Annotated in this window: 21 protein-coding genes and 1 pseudogene; 11 read left to right on the forward strand and 11 right to left on the reverse strand. The window is 65.6% G+C overall.

What is annotated here, in order from left to right; genetic code table 11:
- The first annotated feature begins 49 nt into the window (after window positions 1-49).
- Together KY499_RS12180 and KY499_RS12185 are read left to right on the forward strand one after the other, a co-directional pair.
- Window positions 50-1,174: a glycoside hydrolase gene (locus tag KY499_RS12180; protein WP_219886997.1), complete on the forward strand. Its 1,125-nt coding sequence runs from the start codon at window positions 50-52 to the stop codon at window positions 1,172-1,174.
- Window positions 1,175-1,204: 30 nt separating this feature from the next.
- Entirely contained in the window at window positions 1,205-1,519 is a 315-nt protein-coding gene (locus tag KY499_RS12185; protein WP_123253905.1) for a MoaD/ThiS family protein, read from the forward strand.
- A gap of 4 nt (window positions 1,520-1,523) precedes the next feature.
- Here the strand turns inward: KY499_RS12185 and KY499_RS12190 are convergent, their stop codons facing one another.
- From KY499_RS12190 to KY499_RS12205, 4 genes are all read right to left on the reverse strand, one after another.
- Window positions 1,524-1,760: a hypothetical protein gene (locus KY499_RS12190; RefSeq protein ID WP_123253880.1), complete on the reverse strand. Its 237-nt coding sequence runs from the start codon at window positions 1,758-1,760 to the stop codon at window positions 1,524-1,526.
- A 133-nt stretch (window positions 1,761-1,893) separates the two neighbouring features.
- Window positions 1,894-3,588 carry an alpha-amylase family protein gene (locus KY499_RS12195; RefSeq protein WP_219885489.1) on the reverse strand — a complete coding sequence of 565 codons (1,695 nt, stop codon included), beginning with the start codon at window positions 3,586-3,588 and terminating at the stop codon, window positions 1,894-1,896.
- Entirely contained in the window at window positions 3,585-4,577 is a 993-nt protein-coding gene (locus KY499_RS12200; protein ID WP_219885490.1) for a TIGR03885 family FMN-dependent LLM class oxidoreductase, read from the reverse strand. Before KY499_RS12200 ends, KY499_RS12195 begins: the two co-directional genes overlap by 4 nt.
- 56 nt (window positions 4,578-4,633) lie before the next feature.
- Window positions 4,634-4,861 carry a hypothetical protein gene (locus tag KY499_RS12205; protein WP_219885491.1) on the reverse strand — a complete coding sequence of 76 codons (228 nt, stop codon included), beginning with the start codon at window positions 4,859-4,861 and terminating at the stop codon, window positions 4,634-4,636.
- A gap of 225 nt (window positions 4,862-5,086) precedes the next feature.
- Between KY499_RS12205 and KY499_RS12210 the strand changes: the two genes are divergently transcribed.
- Entirely contained in the window at window positions 5,087-6,013 is a 927-nt protein-coding gene (locus tag KY499_RS12210) for a diacylglycerol kinase family protein (protein WP_219885492.1), read from the forward strand.
- A 20-nt stretch (window positions 6,014-6,033) separates the two neighbouring features.
- On the opposite strand, the gene KY499_RS12215 is transcribed toward KY499_RS12210, so the two are convergent.
- Together KY499_RS12215 and mscL are read right to left on the reverse strand one after the other, a co-directional pair.
- Complete coding sequence (locus KY499_RS12215; RefSeq protein WP_219885493.1) at window positions 6,034-6,912, reverse strand: amino acid-binding protein; 879 nt, start codon at window positions 6,910-6,912, stop codon at window positions 6,034-6,036.
- An 82-nt stretch (window positions 6,913-6,994) separates the two neighbouring features.
- Window positions 6,995-7,495, reverse strand: coding sequence for a large conductance mechanosensitive channel protein MscL (gene mscL, locus KY499_RS12220; protein WP_219885494.1), 501 nt, complete (start codon window positions 7,493-7,495; stop codon window positions 6,995-6,997).
- Window positions 7,496-7,754: 259 nt separating this feature from the next.
- Here mscL and KY499_RS12225 point away from each other — a divergent pair, with 259 nt between their 5' ends.
- Entirely contained in the window at window positions 7,755-8,150 is a 396-nt protein-coding gene (locus KY499_RS12225) for a nuclear transport factor 2 family protein (RefSeq protein WP_123253904.1), read from the forward strand.
- 18 nt (window positions 8,151-8,168) lie between these two features.
- Here KY499_RS12225 and KY499_RS12230 read toward each other — a convergent pair whose 3' ends face one another.
- From KY499_RS12230 to purB, 4 genes and pseudogenes are all read right to left on the reverse strand, one after another.
- Complete coding sequence (locus KY499_RS12230) at window positions 8,169-8,603, reverse strand: acyl-CoA thioesterase (protein ID WP_123253873.1); 435 nt, start codon at window positions 8,601-8,603, stop codon at window positions 8,169-8,171.
- 55 nt (window positions 8,604-8,658) lie between these two features.
- On the reverse strand, window positions 8,659-9,162 hold the full coding sequence (locus KY499_RS12235; RefSeq protein ID WP_219885495.1) for a GNAT family N-acetyltransferase: 504 nt from the start codon (window positions 9,160-9,162) through the stop codon (window positions 8,659-8,661).
- 110 nt (window positions 9,163-9,272) lie between these two features.
- Window positions 9,273-9,942, reverse strand: a pseudogene (locus tag KY499_RS12240) (histidine phosphatase family protein).
- Window positions 9,939-11,381: an adenylosuccinate lyase gene (purB, locus tag KY499_RS12245; RefSeq protein WP_219885496.1), complete on the reverse strand. Its 1,443-nt coding sequence runs from the start codon at window positions 11,379-11,381 to the stop codon at window positions 9,939-9,941. The pseudogene KY499_RS12240 and the gene purB overlap by 4 nt, the downstream one beginning before the upstream one ends.
- A 126-nt stretch (window positions 11,382-11,507) precedes the next feature.
- On the opposite strand from purB, the gene KY499_RS12250 reads away from it, so the two are divergent.
- Both KY499_RS12250 and KY499_RS12255 read left to right on the forward strand, forming a co-directional pair.
- Window positions 11,508-11,828: a hypothetical protein gene (locus KY499_RS12250; RefSeq protein WP_219885497.1), complete on the forward strand. Its 321-nt coding sequence runs from the start codon at window positions 11,508-11,510 to the stop codon at window positions 11,826-11,828.
- Window positions 11,828-13,297 carry a hypothetical protein gene (locus KY499_RS12255; RefSeq protein WP_219885498.1) on the forward strand — a complete coding sequence of 490 codons (1,470 nt, stop codon included), beginning with the start codon at window positions 11,828-11,830 and terminating at the stop codon, window positions 13,295-13,297. Before KY499_RS12250 ends, KY499_RS12255 begins: the two co-directional genes overlap by 1 nt.
- Here KY499_RS12255 and KY499_RS12260 read toward each other — a convergent pair.
- A complete protein-coding gene (locus KY499_RS12260; protein WP_123253867.1) occupies window positions 13,266-13,694 on the reverse strand; it encodes a phage holin family protein in 429 nt (142 codons plus the stop codon). The genes KY499_RS12255 and KY499_RS12260 overlap by 32 nt on opposite strands.
- A 59-nt stretch (window positions 13,695-13,753) precedes the next feature.
- Here KY499_RS12260 and KY499_RS12265 point away from each other — a divergent pair, with 59 nt between their 5' ends.
- The 5 genes from KY499_RS12265 (at window position 13,754) to KY499_RS12285 (ending at window position 20,514) form a co-directional block, all read left to right on the forward strand.
- The gene (locus KY499_RS12265) at window positions 13,754-14,872 is read left to right on the forward strand and encodes a histidinol-phosphate transaminase (protein WP_219885499.1); all 1,119 of its coding nucleotides are present in this window, start codon (window positions 13,754-13,756) and stop codon (window positions 14,870-14,872) included.
- A 147-nt stretch (window positions 14,873-15,019) separates the two neighbouring features.
- Window positions 15,020-16,267, forward strand: a complete 1,248-nt coding sequence (pdhA, locus tag KY499_RS12270) for a pyruvate dehydrogenase (acetyl-transferring) E1 component subunit alpha (RefSeq protein WP_219885500.1) — start codon at window positions 15,020-15,022, stop codon at window positions 16,265-16,267.
- Entirely contained in the window at window positions 16,267-17,247 is a 981-nt protein-coding gene (locus KY499_RS12275; RefSeq protein ID WP_123253864.1) for an alpha-ketoacid dehydrogenase subunit beta, read from the forward strand. The genes pdhA and KY499_RS12275 overlap by 1 nt, the downstream gene beginning before the upstream one ends.
- A 41-nt stretch (window positions 17,248-17,288) precedes the next feature.
- Window positions 17,289-18,764 (forward strand): dihydrolipoamide acetyltransferase family protein, encoded by a 1,476-nt coding sequence (locus tag KY499_RS12280; RefSeq protein WP_219885501.1) that lies wholly within the window; start codon window positions 17,289-17,291, stop codon window positions 18,762-18,764.
- 157 nt (window positions 18,765-18,921) lie between these two features.
- A complete protein-coding gene (locus KY499_RS12285) occupies window positions 18,922-20,514 on the forward strand; it encodes an AMP-binding protein (protein WP_219885502.1) in 1,593 nt (530 codons plus the stop codon).
- Window positions 20,515-20,518 lie beyond the last annotated feature (4 nt).

The raw sequence follows: 20,518 nt of genomic DNA on the forward strand, positions 1-20,518 counted from the left end.
TGGCTGGCGCAACAAAAAGTCCTTGCGGCTGCCCGGCAGCGGTGATTTCATGGTGGGCATGGTGACCGCACATACTCACATTGTCGCGATTGGGACCAAAAAGGGGCTTTGGCTGGCCACGAGCCAGGACCGTAAAGACTGGACGCTGACCGGGCCGCATTTCCTGATGAGCGAGATCCCCAGCATCGGCATCGACACCCGAAGTGGGCGTACCCGCCTGCTGGTGGGAGTACGTTCGGAACACTGGGGGCCTACCGTTGTCCATTCGGACGACCTCGGGGCGACCTGGACCGAGCCTGAACAGGGCGCCATCCGCTTCCCGCAAAACACCGATGCCGCTTTGGAACGCATCTGGCAGATCCACCCGGACTCCGACTCCCGCCCCGACGTGGTGTGGGCCGGCTGCGAGCCGATATCGGTCTGGAAGTCGACCGACGGCGGGGAACACTTTGAGCTCAACCGGGGTCTCTGGGACCACCCGCACCGCAGCGAATGGGGTGCCGGGTATGGCGGAGCGGCTGCGCACTCCATCCTCGTTGATCACAGCGGGGAAAAGGTGCACGTCGCGATGAGCACCGGCGGCGTGTACTCCTCGCTCGACGGCGGAACCTCCTGGGTGCCCCGCAACGCCGGAATTTCCGCTTACTTCATGCCGGATCCGGACCCCGAGTTCGGCCAGTGCGTCCATAAGATCGCCGCGGACGCCGCCGTCGACGGCCGGTTGTACGCGCAAAACCACCACGGCGTTTACCGCAGCGACAACGACGCGGAGACGTGGACGTCAATCGCCGCCGGGCTGCCCGCCGACTTTGGTTTTGTGATGCTCACGCACCCGCGGAGGGCGGGCACCGCGTGGGTGATCCCATTGAAGGCAGACGGTGAAAGAATTCCGCCAGGCGGCCGGCTGGCCGTCCACCGGACCGACGACGCCGGCGAAACATGGACACAGCTGGACGCGGGGCTTCCGGACCGTGACTATAACTCGGTCCTGCGTGATGCCGCCTGCGTCGATTCGGTCGAACCCGCCGGCGTGTATTTCGGGACGCGCGGCGGCAGCGTTTTTGCCAGCGACGACGAGGGCGGGCACTTCTCGGAGATCGCCTCGCACCTTCCCGACGTGCTGTGCGTCCGCGCCGCCGCCTTCCCCGCTGCGGCGTCCGCTGTGAAGCCGTGACGGCACCTCATGCCCGCCCCCAATGACGTCATGAGGTCCCATGAAGGCAGCGCGGCTGCAAGTATCGTCAGCGTTGTGCTGCCCAGCGTCCTTCAACCGCTCGCTGGCGGGCAGTCCATCCTGACTGCGCCCGCACACGAGGCGGTGACGGTGGAATCAATGCTGGATTCGGTGACGGGAAGGTACCCCGCCCTCGCTCGGCGATTGCGGGACGAAACCGGAGCCGTGCGCCGTTATGTGAATATATACGTCAATGGGCAGGAGATCCGGCGTCTGCAGGGCCTGCAGACGGAGATTGCCCCTGGACGCGAAGTCCTGATCATCCAATCCGTCGCCGGCGGCTGACGGCTCAGGCGACGCGCCAAACCGAGCATTCATCGGCGTTGATGGCCTTGCGCATCCCGGACAGGCGGTCCAGGATCCAGACCACGCCGATTCCCGGGGCCGTTTCCTGCACGCTGCCACGGCGGATCACGACGTCGTCGTAGTTAGGTCCCACCCGCAGGCGGGCTTCAATTTCATCGCCGCGGTGGAGCTGATCCAGGGCTCGGATACGGGTTACATGGGCTTTGGATTCCTTCAACATGGCGGGGGCCCTCCTGGACGGGAGCGGTGCCTGCTCTTGCCGGTACTTCCAGTGTGCCGCGCCAATGTTGCCGCTGCGTTTCGTCCCGGTTAGCGTTGCGTAAGCGTTCCGGCGGGGGCGGTTGCCGCTTTGGCTAGACCAACTTCAGATTTTCCGGACGGTGGACGCGGAACCAGCGGTAGCCGTAGCGGTCCAGTTCGAACCGGACGTTGCCGTCGTCGTCGAAAGGAACGTCCTCGCCGCCCAAAAGATCCTCAAGATAGGCGCCCGCGAGACCCTGCTTCGCGGTTCCTGCCCCGGTCACAGACGCTGACACGGAGGTGCGTTCCGCTCCGAAATTGTGCGCCAGAACTACCGTCGAACCCGACCAGGTCGAGCGGTGCAGCAACACCTGCGCTGAGGGTTGTTTAAGGAGCTCAAAGTCACCCCAGCCGAGTTCGGGACTTTCACGGTAGCGCTGGATCAGGGTTGCCACGAAGTTCCACAGCGAGCCCGGCTCCCGCTTCGCCGACGCCACGTTGATGAACTCCGGCCCGAACGAACCGTCGACCGGCTGGGCCACCAGGTCCTTCGCCGGGGCCGTGGAGAAGCCCCCGTTCTCGGCACTGCTCCACTGCATCGGCGACCGTACCGCCGATCGGCCTTCCGCCCGGAGGTCCTCGCCCATTCCGATCTCCTCACCGTAGAAGAGAACCGGTGTCCCCGGCAGGGAGAACATCAGGGAGTAGACCATACGGATCCGGGCTGGGTCGCCGCTGAGCATGGTGGGCAGCCGGCGGCGCAGGCCGCGGCCGTACATCTGCATGTTCTCGTCCGGGCCGAAAGCGGCGAAGACCTCTTCGCGCTCGGTGTCACTGAGTTTATCCAAGGTCAGCTCATCGTGGTTGCGGACGAACATGGCCCATTGGTTGTCCGGGTGGATCTTTGGCCGGGATTTGAGGTTCGTGGCCAGTGGTCGGGCATCTTCACGCGCCAGGGACAAATACATCATCTGCATGGACAGGAAATCGAACTGCATGTTCAATTCGTTCCCTTCCGGTCCGCCGAAGTATTTCAACTGGTCCTTATACGGGAGATTGACCTCGCCCAGCAGCACCCCGCTGCCATTGCGGCGGTTAAGGAAGCTGCGGAGGGCGGCGAGATATTCGTGCGGGTCGATCCGTGCGGCCTTGTCTTCCGGTGCGCCGCGAAGCTCCAGGAAAAACGGTACGGCGTCCAGCCGGAAGCCGTCGATGCCCAGCTGCAGCCAGAATCCCATTGATTTCGCGATCTCGTCCCGGACCTTCGGGTTGGCCACGTTCAGGTCCGGCTGATGTTTGGCGAACATGTGCAGGTACCACTCCCCGGTGGGCTGGTCCCGGGTCCAGATCGACGACTCCTCGCCGGGAAATACAACCTCGTCGGAGGTGTCCGGAGGCGTGTCGTCCCGCCAGACGTAATAGTCCCGGTAGGGGTTGTCCAAGGATTTCCGCGACTCCACGAACCAAGGGTGCCGATCGGAAGTGTGGTTGACGACAAAGTCCGCGATGACGCGCATGCCGCGGTCTTTCGCGGTGCGGATGAACTCCACCACATCGCCCAGCGTGCCCAGCCGGCGGTCCACGCCGTACATATCGGTGACGTCGTAGCCATCGTCCCGGTCCGGCGTGGGATAAAACGGCATCAACCAGATGCAGGTCACGCCCAGGGCGGCAAGGTAGTCCACGCGCTGAATCAGACCGCTGAAGTCTCCGGTGCCGTCACCGTCGCCGTCGAAGAACGTTTCCGGATCGAGGCAGTAGATGACGGCGTTTTTCCACCATAGATCGGAAGTCTCGGCGATACTCATACGACCATCCCCTCCGGCAGCCCGGTGCTGCCCTGCCGCAGTTGCGGGAGGACCTGGCCGGAAAACGTCTCGATGAACGGGGCCTGCTTCTGCCCGACGAAGTGCAGATAGAGCTCCTCGAAGCCGAGATCAACGTAGTCAGCAAGCCACTGGGCGTGCCGGCCAGGATCCGCGGAAATGTTGACGCTCTGCCGCACCAGGTCTTCGCCGACGCCGGTGCTGACGCCGTCGAAATGGGCCGCCGTCGGAAGATCCCACGGGATCGGCGGAGGGAAAACGTTGGTGCGCCACTGGTCCATGGCAATGGCCAGGGCGTCCTGCTCCGTCGGGGCCCAGGACAAGGGCACCTGCAACACGGCTTTGCCCCGGCCGCCCGCGTCGCGGTACGCGGCCAGCATTTCTTTCAGCTTCGAAGCGGGCTGGTTAATGGTCACCAGTCCGTCCGCCCACGCTGCAGCGCGGCGTGCGGTCGCCACGCTGATGGCCGGAGCGATCAAAGGGGGCGTAATGGCGGGAGCGTCCCAGATCCTGGCCTGTTGAACGGTGATCAGACCGGCCCGGGTCACTTCCTTGCCGTCATGGAGTTCACGGATGATCTGCACGGACTCCTCGAGGCGTTGTTGCCTCGTCGCCTTGTCCGGCCATACCTCGCCGGTCACGTGCTCGTTCATGTACTCACCGCTTCCCGGCGCCAGCCAGAAACGGCCCGGGAACATGTCGGCCAGCGTGGCCGAGGCATGCGCGATGATGACGGGGTGGTAGCGCTGGCCGGGCGCTGTCACGACGCCGAAGCGCAGTTGTGTCGTGGCGAGGGCGGCACCCAGCCACGACCATGCGAAGCCGGAATGGCCCTGACGCTCCGACCACGGTTCAATGTGGTCCGAGCACATGGCCGCGTCGAACCCGGCCTGCTCTGCCAGCTGGACGTCCTTGAGGAGCTGGCCCGGACCGATCTGCTCGTGGGAGGCGTGAAACCCGAGGGTAGTCATCACCTATGTCTACCGTCGACCCGGACGCGTGTCGAGGAAAATCCCCGGCAGCGGCCTCAGCCCGCGCCGGGGGCGGTCGAGACCTTAATGACGACCCCTTCGACATCGTCAGTGATGGTAAGGCACAGGTCCTTGCCGACCAATGCCGCGTGGATGTCTTCGCTGTCTTCAGGTGCTAATTGTTCGGCCAGCCGCGTGACCGCCAGCGCCATGGCCCGGCCCCAATCATGGGGATCCATGCTGGATGCCTCGGCCTCGGCTGAGTAGTTTTCGGATTCGGTCATATAATCCCCGCTTTCGGCTTCTGGAGCGCGCACGGCGCGTGGCGCCCGGAAAGGTATCCGGACACCGGCCAGGAAAGGCCGGTATCTCCAGTACATAGGCATGGCCAGTCTAGTGAGCGGTTGGACGGAACGTCCATGCGTGCGGCCTAGTTGCTACCGTCTGTGGCTGACTGCCGCTAGGATTCAGCACGGACGACTTCCCGCCCCCACTGCCCGAAGGACGCTATGCCAGAGAACAGCGCCGCGCGATCCAAACGCGCCGCCATCGTCATCAACCCGATGAAGGCCCCCGAAGGGGACTTCAAGGCCGACGTACTCCAACTGTTTGAGGAGGCGGGGTGGGCGGAGCCCCTGTGGCTGGAGACGACAGTAGAGGACCCGGGCACAGGCCAGGCGCGTGAGGCACTCGAAGCCGGCGTCGACGTCGTCATCGCGGCCGGCGGCGACGGAACCGTCCGCTTCGCTGCGGATGTCCTTGCGGGCACCGGGACGCCGCTGGGGCTAATGCCGCTGGGCACCGGCAACCTGCTGGCACGCAACCTGGGGATCGACATCACCGACCCCCTGGCCGCCGGCCGAGGGGTGCTGACCGGTACGGCCAAAAAGGTCGACGTCATTTCCGCCGTCCTGGACCACGCAGAGGAGAGCCAACGGTTCCTTGTTATGGCCGGATTGGGCTTCGACGCCGCCATCATGGCGAACACCAATGAAGAACTCAAGGACAGGGTCGGCTGGCTTGCCTACGTTGACGCCGGGATCCGGAACCTGCCCGGCAGGCCCGTCAAGGCCACTGTCCGCATCGAAGGCCAGCCCGCAGTCCGGCGACGGATCCGCAGCGTAATGGTCGGAAACTGCGGCAAGATCATGGGCGGCGTCGAGATTTTTCCCGACGCCAAGATCGACGACGGCATTCTCGACGTCGTGGTCATGTCCCCCGCCGGCCGTTTCGGCTGGTTCACCGTCCTCGCCGGCGTGTTCAACCGAAACCGCAAGAACAGTTCGGTTGAGTTCTTTTCCGGGAAATCCGCGGAACTAGACCTGGAACAGGCGCAGGAATTCCAGCTCGACGGCGACACGCTCGGCAAGGCCAAGCATCTTAAGGTCACCGTGGAACCCGATGCCCTGACAATCTGGGTGACCGCCGCGGCCTGACGCAGGTCACCGGGAACGGATCAGCCAGGATCTGCCTGCGAGGCGGCGCGGTACGCCAGGATCTCGGCGATTTCCGCGAGCCGGTGTGCGCGCGCCGACTCGGCCGGAGTGAACGGCTCCCCGGGACGCGAGAACGTCAGTGGTCCATGCCAGGCCGTCGGAATCTTCAAGATGGTTCCGGCGGCCAGGTCTCCCGGACATCCGTCCATCGGAATCCGGGTTCCGGGGTCCCCCGAATCAGGTCCGTCGACAATCCGTGCCCGGAGCAGCTCGGCGACGGCCAAAGGCAGCTCCATCGGGTTGGCGGCAATCCTGGCTGCGAGGCTCAGGGCGCCGGTCTGGCCGTCAGCCATCGCCAGCGCCGTCGTCGGCCAGACATGCGGATCCGTGCCGCCGCCGGCCCGCAGGGCACGGAGAAGCTGGCCTTCGCTGAGCTTTCCCGGCGCCGCCAGCACAAACTCGTCCAGGACCCCTCCTGCTACCGGGTGGACATGGATCGTGAGGATATTCGTGTCCAGCTCAGCCAGGGCCAGTGTGAGCTTCTGAAGCGACCCGGGCCGGTCCTTTACCTTGGTCCGGGCCCGCCACAACGAAGGCGCCGCGACCAGTTTCCGCCGGTGGCGCAAGGCAGGGGCGTGCAGCCAGCTTCGCAGCATCCGCGCGGCCGACGGCTCCGCGACCCAGATCACTAGGATAGATGCGGTCAGGGTGAGGACCAGGACCTTGCCCACATAGGGGAGGTGGGTCTCCACCACCGCCGCGTGCACGAGCAGTTCGATCGGCAGCATCACAGCGATATTGGCCAGGGTCAGCCGGGTCTTGGAGGGTTCGGGCATCTGCCCGCAAGCGTCGCAACTCATCTCGGCAGCGGCAGCGGCAGGGGCCTGCACTGTGGGCATTATGTTCCCAGTGTGGCGGACCGCTGTTTCCGGGGCGTTGCCGAGGGTGACGGCTACGGAACAGCGCAGCCTGGTTTCAGGGCTAGCGGCGCCGCTCATCCAGCAGTTCACGCTGGTCCGCGGGATCGTCCGACCCTTCGTCCGAAGGCTCACCGGCGCCCCGCCGGGCACCGTCAGCGGGCCCGGCCTGCCGGGCCAGCAGATCACGGATCTCGGCCAGCAGCGCGGTGTCGGCCGGCAGCGGCTGTTCGTCCGGTTCTTCCGCCGCCAGGCGGTTCTTGACCATTCGATTTATCCGGTTCATTGGCGCCACGAAGAGGAAGTAAACGACGGCGGCCGTGATCAGGAAGGTGACGAAGGCGGTAATGACCGCGCCGATGTTGACGAAGGTCTTCGCGTTGCCTGGCCAGATGTAGAACCCCAGGCCATTGTTCTCGACGCCGCCGGCAGCCGCGATGACCGGGTTGACGATGTTCGCCGTGAAGGCGCCGACCAGCCCAGTGAAGGCGGTACCGACGACCACCGCAATCGATAATTCGATGACGTTGCCGCGCAGGATGAAATCCTTGAATCCTCTGAGCATGGGGGAACCTCCGGTGTGCCGTTGTTGTATTTCCGCTGGCTGATGCCAGGCCGGGCATCGGCGTCAATCAAACGTTAAACGCTACCATCTAGGTGCCGGCCGGATCCCGTTCGGTCGCATGATGCTGCGGCGGGCATGCCACCATCCCGGGCCCGGCAGGCGGGGATGCATAAGCATTTCCCATCGACAGGCGCATGCTCCGGGACTAGCCTTAAGCCGTCAAACTTGAATCGGCGGTGTGGACAAAGAGGTGTCCGAGATGGGAACAACAGAGAACGTTGACCTGGTCCGGAGGGGCTACGAGGCTTTCAACGCAGGGGATATGGCGACTCTCACCGAGATCTTCGCTGAGGACGCAGTCTGGCATGTTGCCGGCAACAACGTGCTGTCGGGGACCAAGCAGGGGCGGGACGCCGTGCTGGCCTACTTCGGCGAGCTGGGAGCCCGCTCGGCCGGGACCTTGAAAGTCGATATTCTGGACATCGTGGGCGGGGACAGACACACCGTGGGGATTCAGCACAACAGCGCCGAAAACAACGGGCGGAGCATGGACCTGGACGTCGCCATCGCCTTCGAAATCCGGGACGGCAGGATCACCGCGGGCCAGGAGTTCATTGAGGACACGGCTAAGAGCGATGAGTTCTGGGCCGCCTGAGTCCGGGGATCCGCGCGGCTAATCCTGCTGCAGAGTGTCGGTCAGGTGGTGCGTGGGAATCCGGTCCCGGTCATAGGTGATCTCGCTGTAGCCGTGGGGTTCCGGCGTTCCCGCCGGGCTGAGGTTCACGAAGACGATTTCCTCAATCGTGAGGATGCTCTGGCGCGTGATCATGTTCCGGACTTCGGCACGCATCGTCATGGACGTCCGGCCAAAGCGAGTCGCCCTAAGGCCCATCTCAATCAGGTCGCCTTGAACGGCGGAGCTGACAAAGTTGATCTCGGAGATGTACTTGGTCACGGCCCGGCCGTTTCCCAGCTGCAGGATCGCGTAGATCGCCGCTTCCTCGTCAATCCATTTCAGCAGGCTGCCGCCGAACAGTGTTCCGTTGGCATTGAGGTCCTCGGGGCGCACCCATTTACGGGTGCGGAAGGTGATGTCAGCCGATTCCATAGTGTGAGGCTAGCCGACGGCGCCGCAGCAGTCCGAGTATGACGGGAGCACGGCGTCAGGCCATCGCCGTGTGCGCGGCACTGTGCGAGTCGATGGGCTTGGAGTAACAGTACGAATGCTCCACACCGGCATAGGGGCCGAAGTTCGGCACGGGGCCGAAACCCGCGGCCTCGTAAAACTTCCTGCCGTCAGTCTGGGCAGAGCCTGCCTCGGCGGTGATTGTCCGGATGCCCAGGGCATAGGCCTGCGCTTCCAGGGCCGCCAGGACCGAACTCGCAACACCTGATCCCCGGGTATACGGCAGGACGTAAAGCCTCTTAATCTCGGCCGTGTGCTCGTTCAGGATCCGGAGCCCGCCGCATCCCACCGGCTGGCCAGACGCCTTGTCGTACGCGACCAGGAAGACCGCAACGTCGGCCTCCGACGGCGGCGGCCCGGGTTCGTGGTCGCTCGAGCCGAACCTGGCGTCGAGCTCGGCCTGCTGGGCGGCCCGAAGGTCCGCACCCACAGGGTTGGACCACGTGACCTGCCGGATATTGAGCCGGGGGTTGGTCTGCATGGCTGCCTCGATTCGCCGTAGGGTTATGCCACTTAAGGCTATGCAGCTCCGGTTTCGACCGTGTTACCTGTGCGTAAGCGTTCGAAGAACTCCGGGTTCGGCGGGGTCGGCTAGGCAGGGCCGCCGGTGGGGTCTTTCGCCGTCGGATCCGCCAGCGCCAGCCCGCCCACAGGGCTGTCATCCCAATGAATGAGCCGCCAGCCGGCATCGGGGTCGCCCTCGAGCGCGACGATGCCGGTATTGGCCAGCATGTGCCGGGCGGCGAAGCCGGGCTCGATATTGGCGGCCCTAAGACCCGTCCAGACCCGGATGGCGGCGCCGTGGCTGACAATGGCAACAGCGCCCGGATCACCGGATGCCGCAGCCGCCACCACGCTGGCAATTGAAGCGTCAAAGCGCGCAAAGAAGTCGTGGCCGTTGGGCCCCGCCGGCATCCTGCGGTCGAGGTCGCCGGCCGCCCAGGCAAACACAGTGCCGACGTAACGCATGTGGGACTCGCGGTCGGTGAGCTTCTCGAGCGACCCGGCCTCGATTTCGTGCAACCCTTCCAGAACCTCGACGGCGAGGCCCCCGCACGGTGGCCAGTGGCCTGGCCGTAATCTGGGTGCGGATCAGCGTGGAGGCATACAGCGAGCCGATCGGCTCATCCGCCAGCGACCGGGCCAGGGCGGCGGCCTGCCGCTCCCCGAGCTCGGTCAGCCCGGGGCCCGGATGGGCCGTATCCAGCTGACCGAGGACGTTCCCGGGCGTCTGGCCGTGGCGGATGAGCAGGAGCCTCATGCCAGGTGGTCCACCAGCTTGTCCGCGATGCCGATGTACGTGCCCGGGGTAAGCGTCAGCAGGCGGTCCCGGGCCTCGGCGGAGAGGCCCAGCTCCCCAACGAACTCCTGCATCCGGGCGGCGTTGACGCGCTGTCCGCGGGTCAGATCCTTCAGCCGCTCGTAGGGGTTTTCCATCCCGTCGACGCCGGCGATGGCCTCGGCGCGCATGACCATCTGGATCGCCTCGCCGAGGACTTCCCAGTTGGTGTCCAGATCGGCGGCCAGTACGTCCTCGGCGACCTTCAGGCGGTCCAGGCCCTTGGCCACGTTGGAGATGGCCAGCAGCGAGTGGCCGAAGGCGACACCGATGTTGCGCTGGGAGGAAGAATCAGTGAGGTCGCGCTGCCAGCGTGAGGTGACCAGGGTGGATCCCAGCACGTCCAGCAGGCCGGAGGAGATTTCCAGGTTGGCCTCGGCGTTTTCGAAGCGGATCGGGTTGACCTTGTGCGGCATGGTGGACGAACCGGTAGCGCCGGCGACCGGGATTTGCACGAAGTAGCCGATCGAGATGTAGCTCCAGATGTCCGTGCAGACGTTGTGCAGGATGCGGTTGAAGCGGGCGATGTCGGCGTAGAGCTCCGCCTGCCAGTCGTGGCTTTCGATCTGCGTGGTCAGCGGGTTCCAGGCCAGGCCCAGGCCCTCGACGAAGGTTTTCGCGACGAGTTCCCAGTCGGCGCCCGGAACGGAGGCGACGTGGGCGGCGTAGGTTCCGGTGGCGCCATTGATCTTGCCGAGGTATTCGGTGCGTGCGATCCGGTCCAGCTGGCGGTTGAGCCGGTGCGCCATCACGGCCAGTTCCTTGCCGAGCGTGGTAGGCGTGGCAGGCTGGCCGTGCGTGCGCGAGAGCATCGGCACGGCGCGGTTGTCTCCGGACATGGCGCTGATCTGCGCGACGAGGTCACGGGCGGCGGGCAGCCACACGTCCTCCACGGCGCCCTTGACGCCGAGGGCGTAGGAGAGGTTGTTGATGTCCTCCGAGGTGCAGCCAAAATGCACCATCGCAGTGAGGCCTTCGATGCCGATGCCGGGCAGGCGGCGGCCGATGTAGTACTCGACGGCCTTGACGTCGTGCACCGTCACGGCTTCAATGTCGGCCAGTTCCGTGACGGACTCGGCATCGAACTCGGTGACGACGGCGCGGAGCTGCTCCTGCTGGTCAGCTGTCAGCGGCCCGGCGCCGGGTAGGACGCTGTTGCTGGTCAGGTGGATGAGCCACTCAACTTCCACGGCAACCCGGTCGCGGTTCAAAGCAGCCTCGGACAGGTAGTCAACCAACGGCGCGACGGCGGGCTGGTAGCGGCCGTCCAGCGGGCCCAGCGCGATCTGGCGTGATGACGCGGCGAGGGCCAGGCGTCCGGAGGGCGTGCGGGTGGCGGCTGTAGCGGCAGATTCAGGCATGCCACGATTCTTTCACGAAGACCAGCCGGGCTCTAAGCGGGCCCGGACGTATGACAGCTGGCCGGTTGTCCACATAGCCGGCCGGGCAGCTTCGTCCCGCCCCGCTTGGACTCTAGCCTCCTTGTTATGACCATCGAATTGGCCGGTGCCGGCCTGGAATCCCTGACCGCCGATGCTGCCTCAGCCTGCTTGTCCAGGAGCGGCGAAGTGCAGGAACTGGCGTCCCGCGTTGCGGCCTGCGCTGAGAACGTGGACGCCGCGCTGGCGCAACTGGCCCGGCTGGAACTCCAGACCTGGCAGTCGCCCGCCGGGCGCGCCTACCGCACGGCCTTGTCGTTTCAGGCCGCCTCACTGCGCAGCAGCCGGAACGCGCTGCAGGACGCCGCCGCGGTGGTCCTGCGCCATGCGCGACATGTCGTGCTGTCGTCGGGTCGTCCGGGCTACTGATGTCGGAGTCGATGATTGCCGGGCCGGGACGCCCGTGGGGAGGGGATCCGGGCGGTGCCCCCCGGCCGTCCGCTCCGCCCGACGACGGTATGCTCCGGATCCGCGGCGGGGTGGGTGGACTGAGCTTTCAGTTCGAGGAATTGCTCGCCGGAGCCGCGGCCCTCGACGGCGTGGTCCGGCAGTTGGCAGCGGTCGAAGTAGAGGCCGAGGCACTGCGCCGCGCGCTTTTTCCTTTTCAGTTTGATTCCTACGCGAGTGGAAGCGACGCGATCACTGCTGTGGGGGAGGGCGGGCAGGCGGTTTTCCGCGTCCGGACCGAGCTTGAGCGACTCACCCGCGAGGTCAGGGCGAGCCACCGGGAATACGAGTTCACCGAAGCCGGCAACGCCCTGCTCTTTCGGATGGGACTGCCCGCCGTGCCGTCCGGAACGAATGGCATCGGTTGGGTGCCCTTGTTTGGGGCGTCGGCGGTTTCCGTGCGCGACGTGTTGGAGCGCGGAATCGCCGGCGCCCCGGTGCAGCTCGCCATGCTGCTGGGGATTCCTGCGCCGGTGGCCGGGGCTGTGGGGGCTCTCAACGGGCCCACCGACGTCCGCCGCATCGTTCGGGACGTGACGGCGACACCGGGTTTCGGCTATTTGCGACCCCGGCCGGTGGGTATCGCCGGGAGCGAGATGAAGGCCGGGAACGTGGATCTCACGCCCGCCGGACTGCTGCTGCGCGCCGGAGAGGTGGGACGGACGAACGGAGAGATCGAACTGCTCAGCGTGGGCACCGAGGACCAGCGGGCGTGGGTGGTCGTGATCCCCGGTACCCAGCCGGACGGCGCGCCTGAGGGTACCAACCCCTTTGATACCGGAGGCATCGTCGAAGGGCTGGGCTACGGCTCGGCGGAGACTTCGTCGGCCATCCGGCGTGCACTGCGGGAAGCCGGGGCGCAGACGGGCGACCCGGTAGCCGCCGTGGGTTACAGCCAGGGCGGCATCCACGCCATGAACCTGAGCCAGGACCCCGCGTTCACTGCCGACTTCGATCTCAAGTTCGTCCTCACCGCAGGTTCCCCGGTAGGTGCCATCGAGCCCACGGCAGGGGTCAGCAGCCTGCATCTTGAGCACGAGCATGACTGGGTACCGGGGGCGGACGGGCTGCCCAACGCCGACACCAGGGACAGGGTGACTGTGACGCTGACTAATCCGCTGGAGATGCCCCCGTGGCAGGACTTCGGCCTTGGCCCTGGGCACCAGCTGACGAACTATGCTGCCGGCGCCGCTGCTGTCGCTGCCAGCAGGGACCCGTCCCTCCAGGCATCCACCGCCGCTCTGGCAGCCGTGGTGGGTGCCGGGGGAGCCGCTACTGTGACCCGTTTCTCGCTCCGGCGCGAAGCGATGCCGCGTGCAGGTTCGACGCGCACGGCACCGGCAGCCCGGCGCAGTGCGCCTAGCGTGTCCGGGCGCCAGGCAGCCGGCTGACCACGAGGGAAATCACGGAAATAATGACGGAAGCCAGGACCGCGGTCCAGAAGAAGGAGTCGACGGTGAACTGCACCGGCGTGTAGCTGCTGAGCCACGCCGTCAGGGAGAGCATTGCGGCGTTAATGATGATCGTGAACAGTCCCAGGGTCAGGATCGTGAGCGGCAGCGAAAGGAGATTGACCAGGGGGCGCACAAAGGCGTTCACCACGCCGAAGATCAGCCCGATGAAGAGATACGCCAGAACGACCCCCAGGGTCTCCGTGCCCCGGGTGATCCCGCTGCCAACAACGGCCCCGGTGGTGGCCGCCGTCGAAATCTCCAGCCCCGGAAGGATCCAGCTTGCGATCCAGAGGGCCAGCCCATTGATGATGACCCGCACGGTGAAAGAGCGCATGGCTTTATGCTGTCATATCCTCCGGAGCCGGGACGGACCGGAGAAGTAGGCTAGGGTGCATGACTTCATCAGAGAACCCCGCCGGGGAAATCAGGCCGCGCCCGGTGGTGGACCGCCTCCCCCGGTATGCGGCCGGGAAACCACCGGCCCCCGTCGAAGGCCTCGTCAGTTACAAGCTGTCCTCCAACGAAAACCCATTGCCGCCGATCCCCGCAGTGCAGCAGGCGATTGCAGCCCAGACCGACTTCAACCGCTACCCGGATCCCCTCAGCAGCAGGCTGCGCACCGCCCTCGCGGGGTTCCTGGACGTTCCCGCGGACGACATCGTCACCGGTGCCGGCAGTCTCGGAGCCCTGAACCAGCTGCTGGTTACCTTTGCGGGCCAGAACGACGACGGCAAGGCAGACGAAGTAATCTACGCTTGGCGGTCCTTTGAGGCCTATCCCATCTGTGTTGGCCTCGCCGGGGCCGAAAGCGTCCGGATTCCGCTGACCAGCGACGGACGGCATGATCTGGATGCCATGGCAGCGGCAGTGTCGGCACGGACCAGACTGATCCTGCTGTGCACACCGAACAACCCCACCGGACCGGTCCTCACCACGGCCGAAACCGAACGCTTCATCAACGCCGTCCCGTCCGACGTCGTCGTCGTGATCGATGAGGCCTACCAGGAGTTCGTGCGTGACTCCGACGCCGTCGATGGGCTCGCGATGTACCGCAAATACCCCAACGTCGTGGTGCTGCGGACCTTCTCGAAGGCCCATGGACTCGCGGGCCTGCGGGTGGGCTACAGCGTCTCCGGCCCGGAACTGACCCAGCACCTGCGCGTCGCCGCCACCCCGTTTGCGGTGTCGCAAATTGCCGAAACCGCCGCCGTCACGTCCCTGGCACATTTCGACGAGGTTGTAGAAAGGGTACAAAGCCTGGTGAATGAACGTGACCGGGTCACGGCCGGGCTGCGTGAGCTGGGCTGGTTCGTTCCGGAGGCGCAGGGAAATTTCGTCTGGCTTGGCCTGGGCTCCGACAGCGCCGAGTTCGCGGCTCTGGCCGCTGAGCGCGCACTCTCCGTCCGGGCCTTCGGTGACGAGGGTATCCGGGTCAGCATCGGTGAAGCCGACGCCAACACCCGTTTTCTGGAATTGTGTGCAATCTACACAAAACTGCCGCGGCGATCCTAGTGCTTAACATGACGCCCTCGACCGGGCGGCTGCGGATAAAGTAAGGACCAGTAAGCCAAAATATATGCCGCCCCCAGATTGTATTACCGGGGCGGCATATATCCCAGCGATTGCAGCGCATTCGGATGCGGCAAGCAAGGAGACGGTATGGGCGCCACACATCTGCCCGCTACCGAGTTCGACGGAACCAGCACGGACGACCAGCGAGAGGCGGCCGCGGAAGCCCGCATGGGTGATCCCGGCACGCCCATGGTCCAGCTGCTCGGCCCTGATGGCACGCTCGGGACGGATCCGGTCTTCTCGGAATACGCCCAGCGGCTGGACGCGGAGAAACTGCGCGGATTCTACGCCGACATGGCAGCCATCCGGCGCTTCGACCAGGAAGCAACTGCCCTGCAACGGCAGGGTCAGCTGGCGCTCTGGGTGCCGCTGACCGGACAGGAAGCGGCCCAGATCGGCTCCGGCCGGGCCAGCCAGCCGCAGGACTACATTTTCCCCACGTACCGCGAACACGGCGTGGCGCTGACCCGCAACGTGGACCTGGCCGAGCTGCTGCGCCAGTTCCGCGGCGTGTCCAACGGCGGCTGGAATCCTAAGGAAACCAACTTCCACCTGTATACGCTCGTTCTTGCCGCGCAGACCCCGCACGCAGTCGGCTATGCGATGGGCATCCAGCGCGACCAGAAATTTGCGGCCGCCGCCGCGGACCAGAGCGCCGGCCAGGCGCCGGAACCGAAAGCAGCCGTTATGGTCTACTTCGGCGACGGGGCCAGCTCTGAAGGTGACGTCCATGAATCCATGGTGTTCGCCTCGTCCTATAACGCTCCGGTGGTGTTCTTCTGCCAGAACAACCACTGGGCTATTTCTGTGCCCACGTCGGTGCAGACCCGGATCCCGCTGTCCAACCGGGCCAAGGGTTACGGCTTCCCGGGCATCCGGGTGGACGGCAACGACGTGATCGCCGTCCACGCCGTCACCGAATGGGCGCTGGAACATGCCCGCGAGGGCAAGGGCCCGGTTCTGATCGAGGCCTTCACCTACCGCGTCGGAGCACACACCACGGCCGACGATCCCACGAAATACCGCGAATCTGCCGAAGAAGCCGCTTGGCGGGCCAAGGATCCGCTGGAGCGCCTGGCGAAATACCTCCGCGCAGAGGGACTCGCCGACGATGCGTTCTTCGCACAGGTTCAGACCGCCGGGGACGAACTCGCCGCGTACGTCCGCAAGACGACCTATGATCTCGAAACCCCTGACATCCGGACGGCCTTCGCCAACACTTACGTCGAAGCACACCCGCTGGTTGCCGAGGAACTCGCCTGGTTCGAGGAGTACAGCGCCGGATTCGCCGATCAGGCGACCGTCGACCAGGCAGAAACAGGGGCAGCCAACTGATGACCACCATGACTATTGCCAAGGCCATCAACGAAGGCCTGCGCGCAACCCTGACCAACAACCCGCGTTCCCTGCTGATGGGTGAGGATATCGGTCCGCTGGGCGGGGTCTACCGCGTCACAGACGGGCTGATCGACGAATTCGGCGCGGACCGCGTTGTGGACACTCCGCTGGCTGAATCGGGCATTATCGGCACCGCCATCGGGCTGTCCCTCGCCGGCTACCAGCCCGTCTGCGAGATTCAGTTCGACGGGTTCGTCTTCCCGGGTTTCAACCAGATCACCACGCAGCTGGCCAAAATGCATGCCCGCAGCAACGGCAACCTGACCGTTCCCGTCGTCATCCGGATTCCCTACGGTGGCGGCATCGGCTCGATCGAGCACCACTCGGAATCACCGGAGGCGCTGTTCGCTCATACGGCCGGGCTGCGCATCATTACGCCCTCCAACCCGCATGATGCCTACTGGATGATCCAGCAGGCCGTTGACTGCCAGGATCCCGTCATCGTCTTCGAACCCAAACGCCGTTACTGGCTCAAGGGGGACGTGGACACGGAATCGCCTGGCCTGTCCGCAGATCCGTTCAAGGCCCATGTGCTGCGCGAAGGCACCGACGCCACGGTTGTGGTCTACGGCCCGCTCGTGCCGGTTGCGCTGGCTGCGGCCAACGCCGCTGCCGAGGACGGGCACAGTGTTGAAGTGATCGACCTGCGCTCGATTTCCCCAATTGATTTCGACACCCTCACGGAGTCCGTCCGGAAGACCGGGCGCCTGATTGTTGCCCACGAGGCGCCCACCTTCGGCGGCATCGGCGGCGAGATCGCTGCCCGCATCAGCGAACGCGCCTTCCATTCGCTTGAGGCGCCCGTCATCCGCGTCGGGGGCTTCCATATGCCCTACCCGGTGGCCAAGGTCGAAGAAGACTACCTGCCCGACATCGACCGCATCCTTGAGGCCCTCGAACGTGCGCTTGCGTACTGACAACCGGCCCGCTGATCACGACGTTCGAAACCGAGGACACCATGACGCTTAACAAGTTTCCCCTCCCCGACGTCGGCGAAGGACTCACCGAGGCCGAGATCGTCTCCTGGAAGGTCAAAGCCGGCGACACCGTCGCCATCAACGACATCATCTGTGAAATCGAGACCGCCAAGTCGCTCGTCGAATTGCCCTCGCCGTTCGCCGGCACGGTCACGGAGTTGCTGGTTCCTGAGGGCGTGACGGTTGAGGTCGGGACGCCGATCATCAGCGTGACCGACGCGGCGGACGCCGGCCCGGCGGCGGCTCCCGGGGCGGCTGACCTTCCGCTGTACGGGAAGCTGGAGGTGCAAACTTCCGACGCCGGCGAGTTGGGCAGCGGCCCGCTCGTAGGCTCCGGGCCCAAGGCCGACGCCGTGAAGCGCCGCCAGCGGATTGCCGCCACGCCGGCGGCCGCAGCCGCGTCGAGCGTCACGCCTGCCGGACAACCGCCTGCCGGACCGCCGGCGGCCGTCGAGAGCCACGACATCTGGATCAGCTCGCCGGCCAGCGCCGCACGGGAGTCCCCGGCCGAAAACCAGGAGCGTCCCACCTTCGGCGGCGCCATCAGCGGACTCGTCAACAAGGTGCTGGCCAAACCGCCGGTGCGCAAGATCGCCCGCGACCTCGGCATCGACCTCGCAGACGTGATCCCCACGGGTGCCCGCGGCGAAGTCACCCGGGAGGACCTGGTGAGCTACCAGGCCCAGCGGGACGCCGAAGTCGACCAGGCGGACACGTTCTGGGGCAAGACCGGCCGCCCGCAGGAGCAGCGGATTGAAAGGATCCCGGTTAAGGGCGTCCGCAAAGCCACGGCCAAGGCCATGGTCGAGTCCGCTTTCGCCGCACCGCATGTGAGCATCTTCGTCGACGTCGACGCCAGCCGCACAATGGAGTTCGTCAAGCGGCTCAAGGTCTCGCGGGACTTCGACGGCATCAAGGTCTCGCCGCTGCTGATCCTTGCCAAGGCCGTTATTTGGGCTGCCGCCCGTAACCCGAGCGTCAATGCCACCTGGGTGGACAACCCGGACGGCAGTGACACCGCCGAGATCCACGTCAAGCACTTCATGAACCTGGGCATCGCCGCCGCCACACCGCGCGGCCTGATGGTCCCCAACATCAAGAATGCCCAGGACCTCTCGCTCAAGGAGCTGGCCCTGGCCCTCAACGACCTGGCCGTCACGGCCCGGGCAGGAAAGACGCAGCCGGCCCAAATGCAGGGCGGCACCCTGACGGTGACGAATATCGGTGCCCTCGGCATCGATACCGGCACCCCGATCATCAACCCGGGCGAGGTCGCAATCGTGGCCTTCGGCACGATTAAGCAAAAACCCTGGGTCCTCGACGGGGAGGTCATTCCCCGCTGGATCACGACGCTGGGCGGCTCCTTCGACCACCGCGTGGTGGACGGGGACCTGTCGGCCCGGTTCATGGCCGACGTCGCCGCGATCCTGGAGGAGCCCGCGCTCCTGCTGGACTGACAGGAGTCAATCCGGGCTGCCGGCGTCCTGTCCTGGCACGGACGCCGGCATCCGGGGATTCACTCAGGATCCGCCGGTGCTGTCCCGGCCGCCCGGCGGGAGGCTACAGTTGCACCAGCCCTGCCGGTCCGGCGGTCGCGGATCAAAGGAGATGTGCGTGTTCTCGAGCCCCTTCCCTGACGTCGATATTCCCGACGTCAGCATCTATGACTATCTTTTCAGGGGCCTTACCGGGGCAGAGTTGGACCGGACCGCCGTCGTGGACGGCGCCAGCGGCACGGCGACCACCTATCGGGAGCTGACCGCCCAAGTTGATGCTCTGGCCGGAGCCGTGGCGGCCCGTGGCCTGGGCGTCCACGGGGTTGCCGCGGTCCTGTGCCCGAACATCCCCGCCTTTCCGGTGGTCTTCCACGGCCTGTTACGAGCAGGCGCCACGATCACCACCATCAACTCGCTGTACACCGCGGATGAAATCGCGCATCAGCTCACCGACGCCGGAGCTGACTGGCTGTTCACCATCTCTGCGTTGCTGCCGGCCGCACGCGAGGCAGCCGAACGGACAGGTATCCCGGCCGAGCGGCTGGTGGTGCTGGATGGCGCCGACGGCCACCCGTCCTTGCAGGATTTCCTCGCTGCGGGAGCGCCGGCCCCGGAGGTGGCAATTGATGCTGCCACCCACATCGCGGTGATGCCGTATTCCTCCGGCACCACCGGCCGGCCTAAAGGCGTTTTGCTCAGCCACCGCAACCTGGTGGCAAACGTCGAGCAATCCCGCGGGTTATTGGACATTGGAGCCGAAGACCGTCTCCTGGCGCTCCTGCCGTTTTTCCACATTTACGGCATGACCGTGCTGTTGAATCTGGCCTTCCGGCAGCGGGCGCGGCTTGTCACCATGGCAAAATTCGAACTGCCGGAATTCCTGCGGATCGTCCAGGAACGCCGCTGCAGCTATCTCTTCATCGCCCCGCCGCTGGCCGTGGCCCTGTCCAAACATCCGATGGTCGATGAGTACGACCTCAGTTCCGTCCACACCACGCTCTCCGGCGCGGCGCCGCTGGACGGTGAGCTTGGGACGCTGCTGGCAGAACGCCTCGGCTGCCGGGTGCTGCAGGGCTACGGAATGACCGAGATGAGCCCGGTTTCGCATCTGATCCCGCGGAACGCCCCTGGCGTGCCCGTCAGCTCAGTCGGGTACACCGTGCCGAACATGGAGTGCAGGCTCGTGGATCCCGCCACGGGCGAGGACCTTGAAATTCCGGCGGTGGGCGAAAGCGCTGCCGGGCACCTGCTGTGCCGCGGGCCGAACGTGATGCTGGGCTACCTGAACCGCCCCGAAGAAACTGCCGATACCCTGGACTCGGACGGATACCTTCACACCGGCGATATTGCCACGGTGCGGGCCGACGGCGTCGTGACGATCGTGGACCGGCTCAAGGAACTCATCAAGTACAAGGGGTACCAGGTCGCCCCGGCTGAACTGGAGGCGCTGCTCCTGACCCATCCGGGCATCGCCGACGCCGCAGTGATCGGCACGAATGATGCCGACGGCCAGGAAGTGCCAAAGGCGTTTATCGTCCGGCAGGACGGACCTGTGGGCGAGGCGCTCGATGAGGGCGCCGTGACCGAGTTCGTGGCCGCCCGCGTTGCGCCGTTCAAAAAGGTCCATCACGTCGAATTTATCGATGCCGTGCCGAAGTCGGCCTCTGGCAAGATCCTGCGCCGGATCCTCAAAACCACCGACCGGACGTAGCGCC

Origin of the sequence: Arthrobacter sp. PAMC25284 (assembly GCF_019443425.1) — a bacterium.
GTDB lineage: Bacteria > Actinomycetota > Actinomycetes > Actinomycetales > Micrococcaceae > Arthrobacter > Arthrobacter oryzae_A.

Bases quoted from the DNA above. Each gene is read 5' to 3' on its own strand.
- KY499_RS12180 (WP_219886997.1), top strand. From the start codon at position 50: ATGGTGGGCATGGTGACCGCACATACTCACATTGTCGCGATTGGGACC.
- KY499_RS12185 (WP_123253905.1), top strand. From the start codon at position 1,205: ATGAGGTCCCATGAAGGCAGCGCGGCTGCAAGTATCGTCAGCGTTGTG.
- KY499_RS12190 (WP_123253880.1), bottom strand. From the start codon at position 1,760: ATGTTGAAGGAATCCAAAGCCCATGTAACCCGTATCCGAGCCCTGGAT.
- KY499_RS12195 (WP_219885489.1), bottom strand. From the start codon at position 3,588: ATGAGTATCGCCGAGACTTCCGATCTATGGTGGAAAAACGCCGTCATC.
- KY499_RS12200 (WP_219885490.1), bottom strand. From the start codon at position 4,577: ATGACTACCCTCGGGTTTCACGCCTCCCACGAGCAGATCGGTCCGGGC.
- KY499_RS12205 (WP_219885491.1), bottom strand. From the start codon at position 4,861: ATGACCGAATCCGAAAACTACTCAGCCGAGGCCGAGGCATCCAGCATG.
- KY499_RS12210 (WP_219885492.1), top strand. From the start codon at position 5,087: ATGCCAGAGAACAGCGCCGCGCGATCCAAACGCGCCGCCATCGTCATC.
- KY499_RS12215 (WP_219885493.1), bottom strand. From the start codon at position 6,912: ATGCCCACAGTGCAGGCCCCTGCCGCTGCCGCTGCCGAGATGAGTTGC.
- mscL (WP_219885494.1), bottom strand. From the start codon at position 7,495: ATGCTCAGAGGATTCAAGGATTTCATCCTGCGCGGCAACGTCATCGAA.
- KY499_RS12225 (WP_123253904.1), top strand. From the start codon at position 7,755: ATGGGAACAACAGAGAACGTTGACCTGGTCCGGAGGGGCTACGAGGCT.
- KY499_RS12230 (WP_123253873.1), bottom strand. From the start codon at position 8,603: ATGGAATCGGCTGACATCACCTTCCGCACCCGTAAATGGGTGCGCCCC.
- KY499_RS12235 (WP_219885495.1), bottom strand. From the start codon at position 9,162: ATGCAGACCAACCCCCGGCTCAATATCCGGCAGGTCACGTGGTCCAAC.
- purB (WP_219885496.1), bottom strand. From the start codon at position 11,381: ATGCCTGAATCTGCCGCTACAGCCGCCACCCGCACGCCCTCCGGACGC.
- KY499_RS12250 (WP_219885497.1), top strand. From the start codon at position 11,508: ATGACCATCGAATTGGCCGGTGCCGGCCTGGAATCCCTGACCGCCGAT.
- KY499_RS12255 (WP_219885498.1), top strand. From the start codon at position 11,828: ATGTCGGAGTCGATGATTGCCGGGCCGGGACGCCCGTGGGGAGGGGAT.
- KY499_RS12260 (WP_123253867.1), bottom strand. From the start codon at position 13,694: ATGCGCTCTTTCACCGTGCGGGTCATCATCAATGGGCTGGCCCTCTGG.
- KY499_RS12265 (WP_219885499.1), top strand. From the start codon at position 13,754: ATGACTTCATCAGAGAACCCCGCCGGGGAAATCAGGCCGCGCCCGGTG.
- pdhA (WP_219885500.1), top strand. From the start codon at position 15,020: ATGGGCGCCACACATCTGCCCGCTACCGAGTTCGACGGAACCAGCACG.
- KY499_RS12275 (WP_123253864.1), top strand. From the start codon at position 16,267: ATGACCACCATGACTATTGCCAAGGCCATCAACGAAGGCCTGCGCGCA.
- KY499_RS12280 (WP_219885501.1), top strand. From the start codon at position 17,289: ATGACGCTTAACAAGTTTCCCCTCCCCGACGTCGGCGAAGGACTCACC.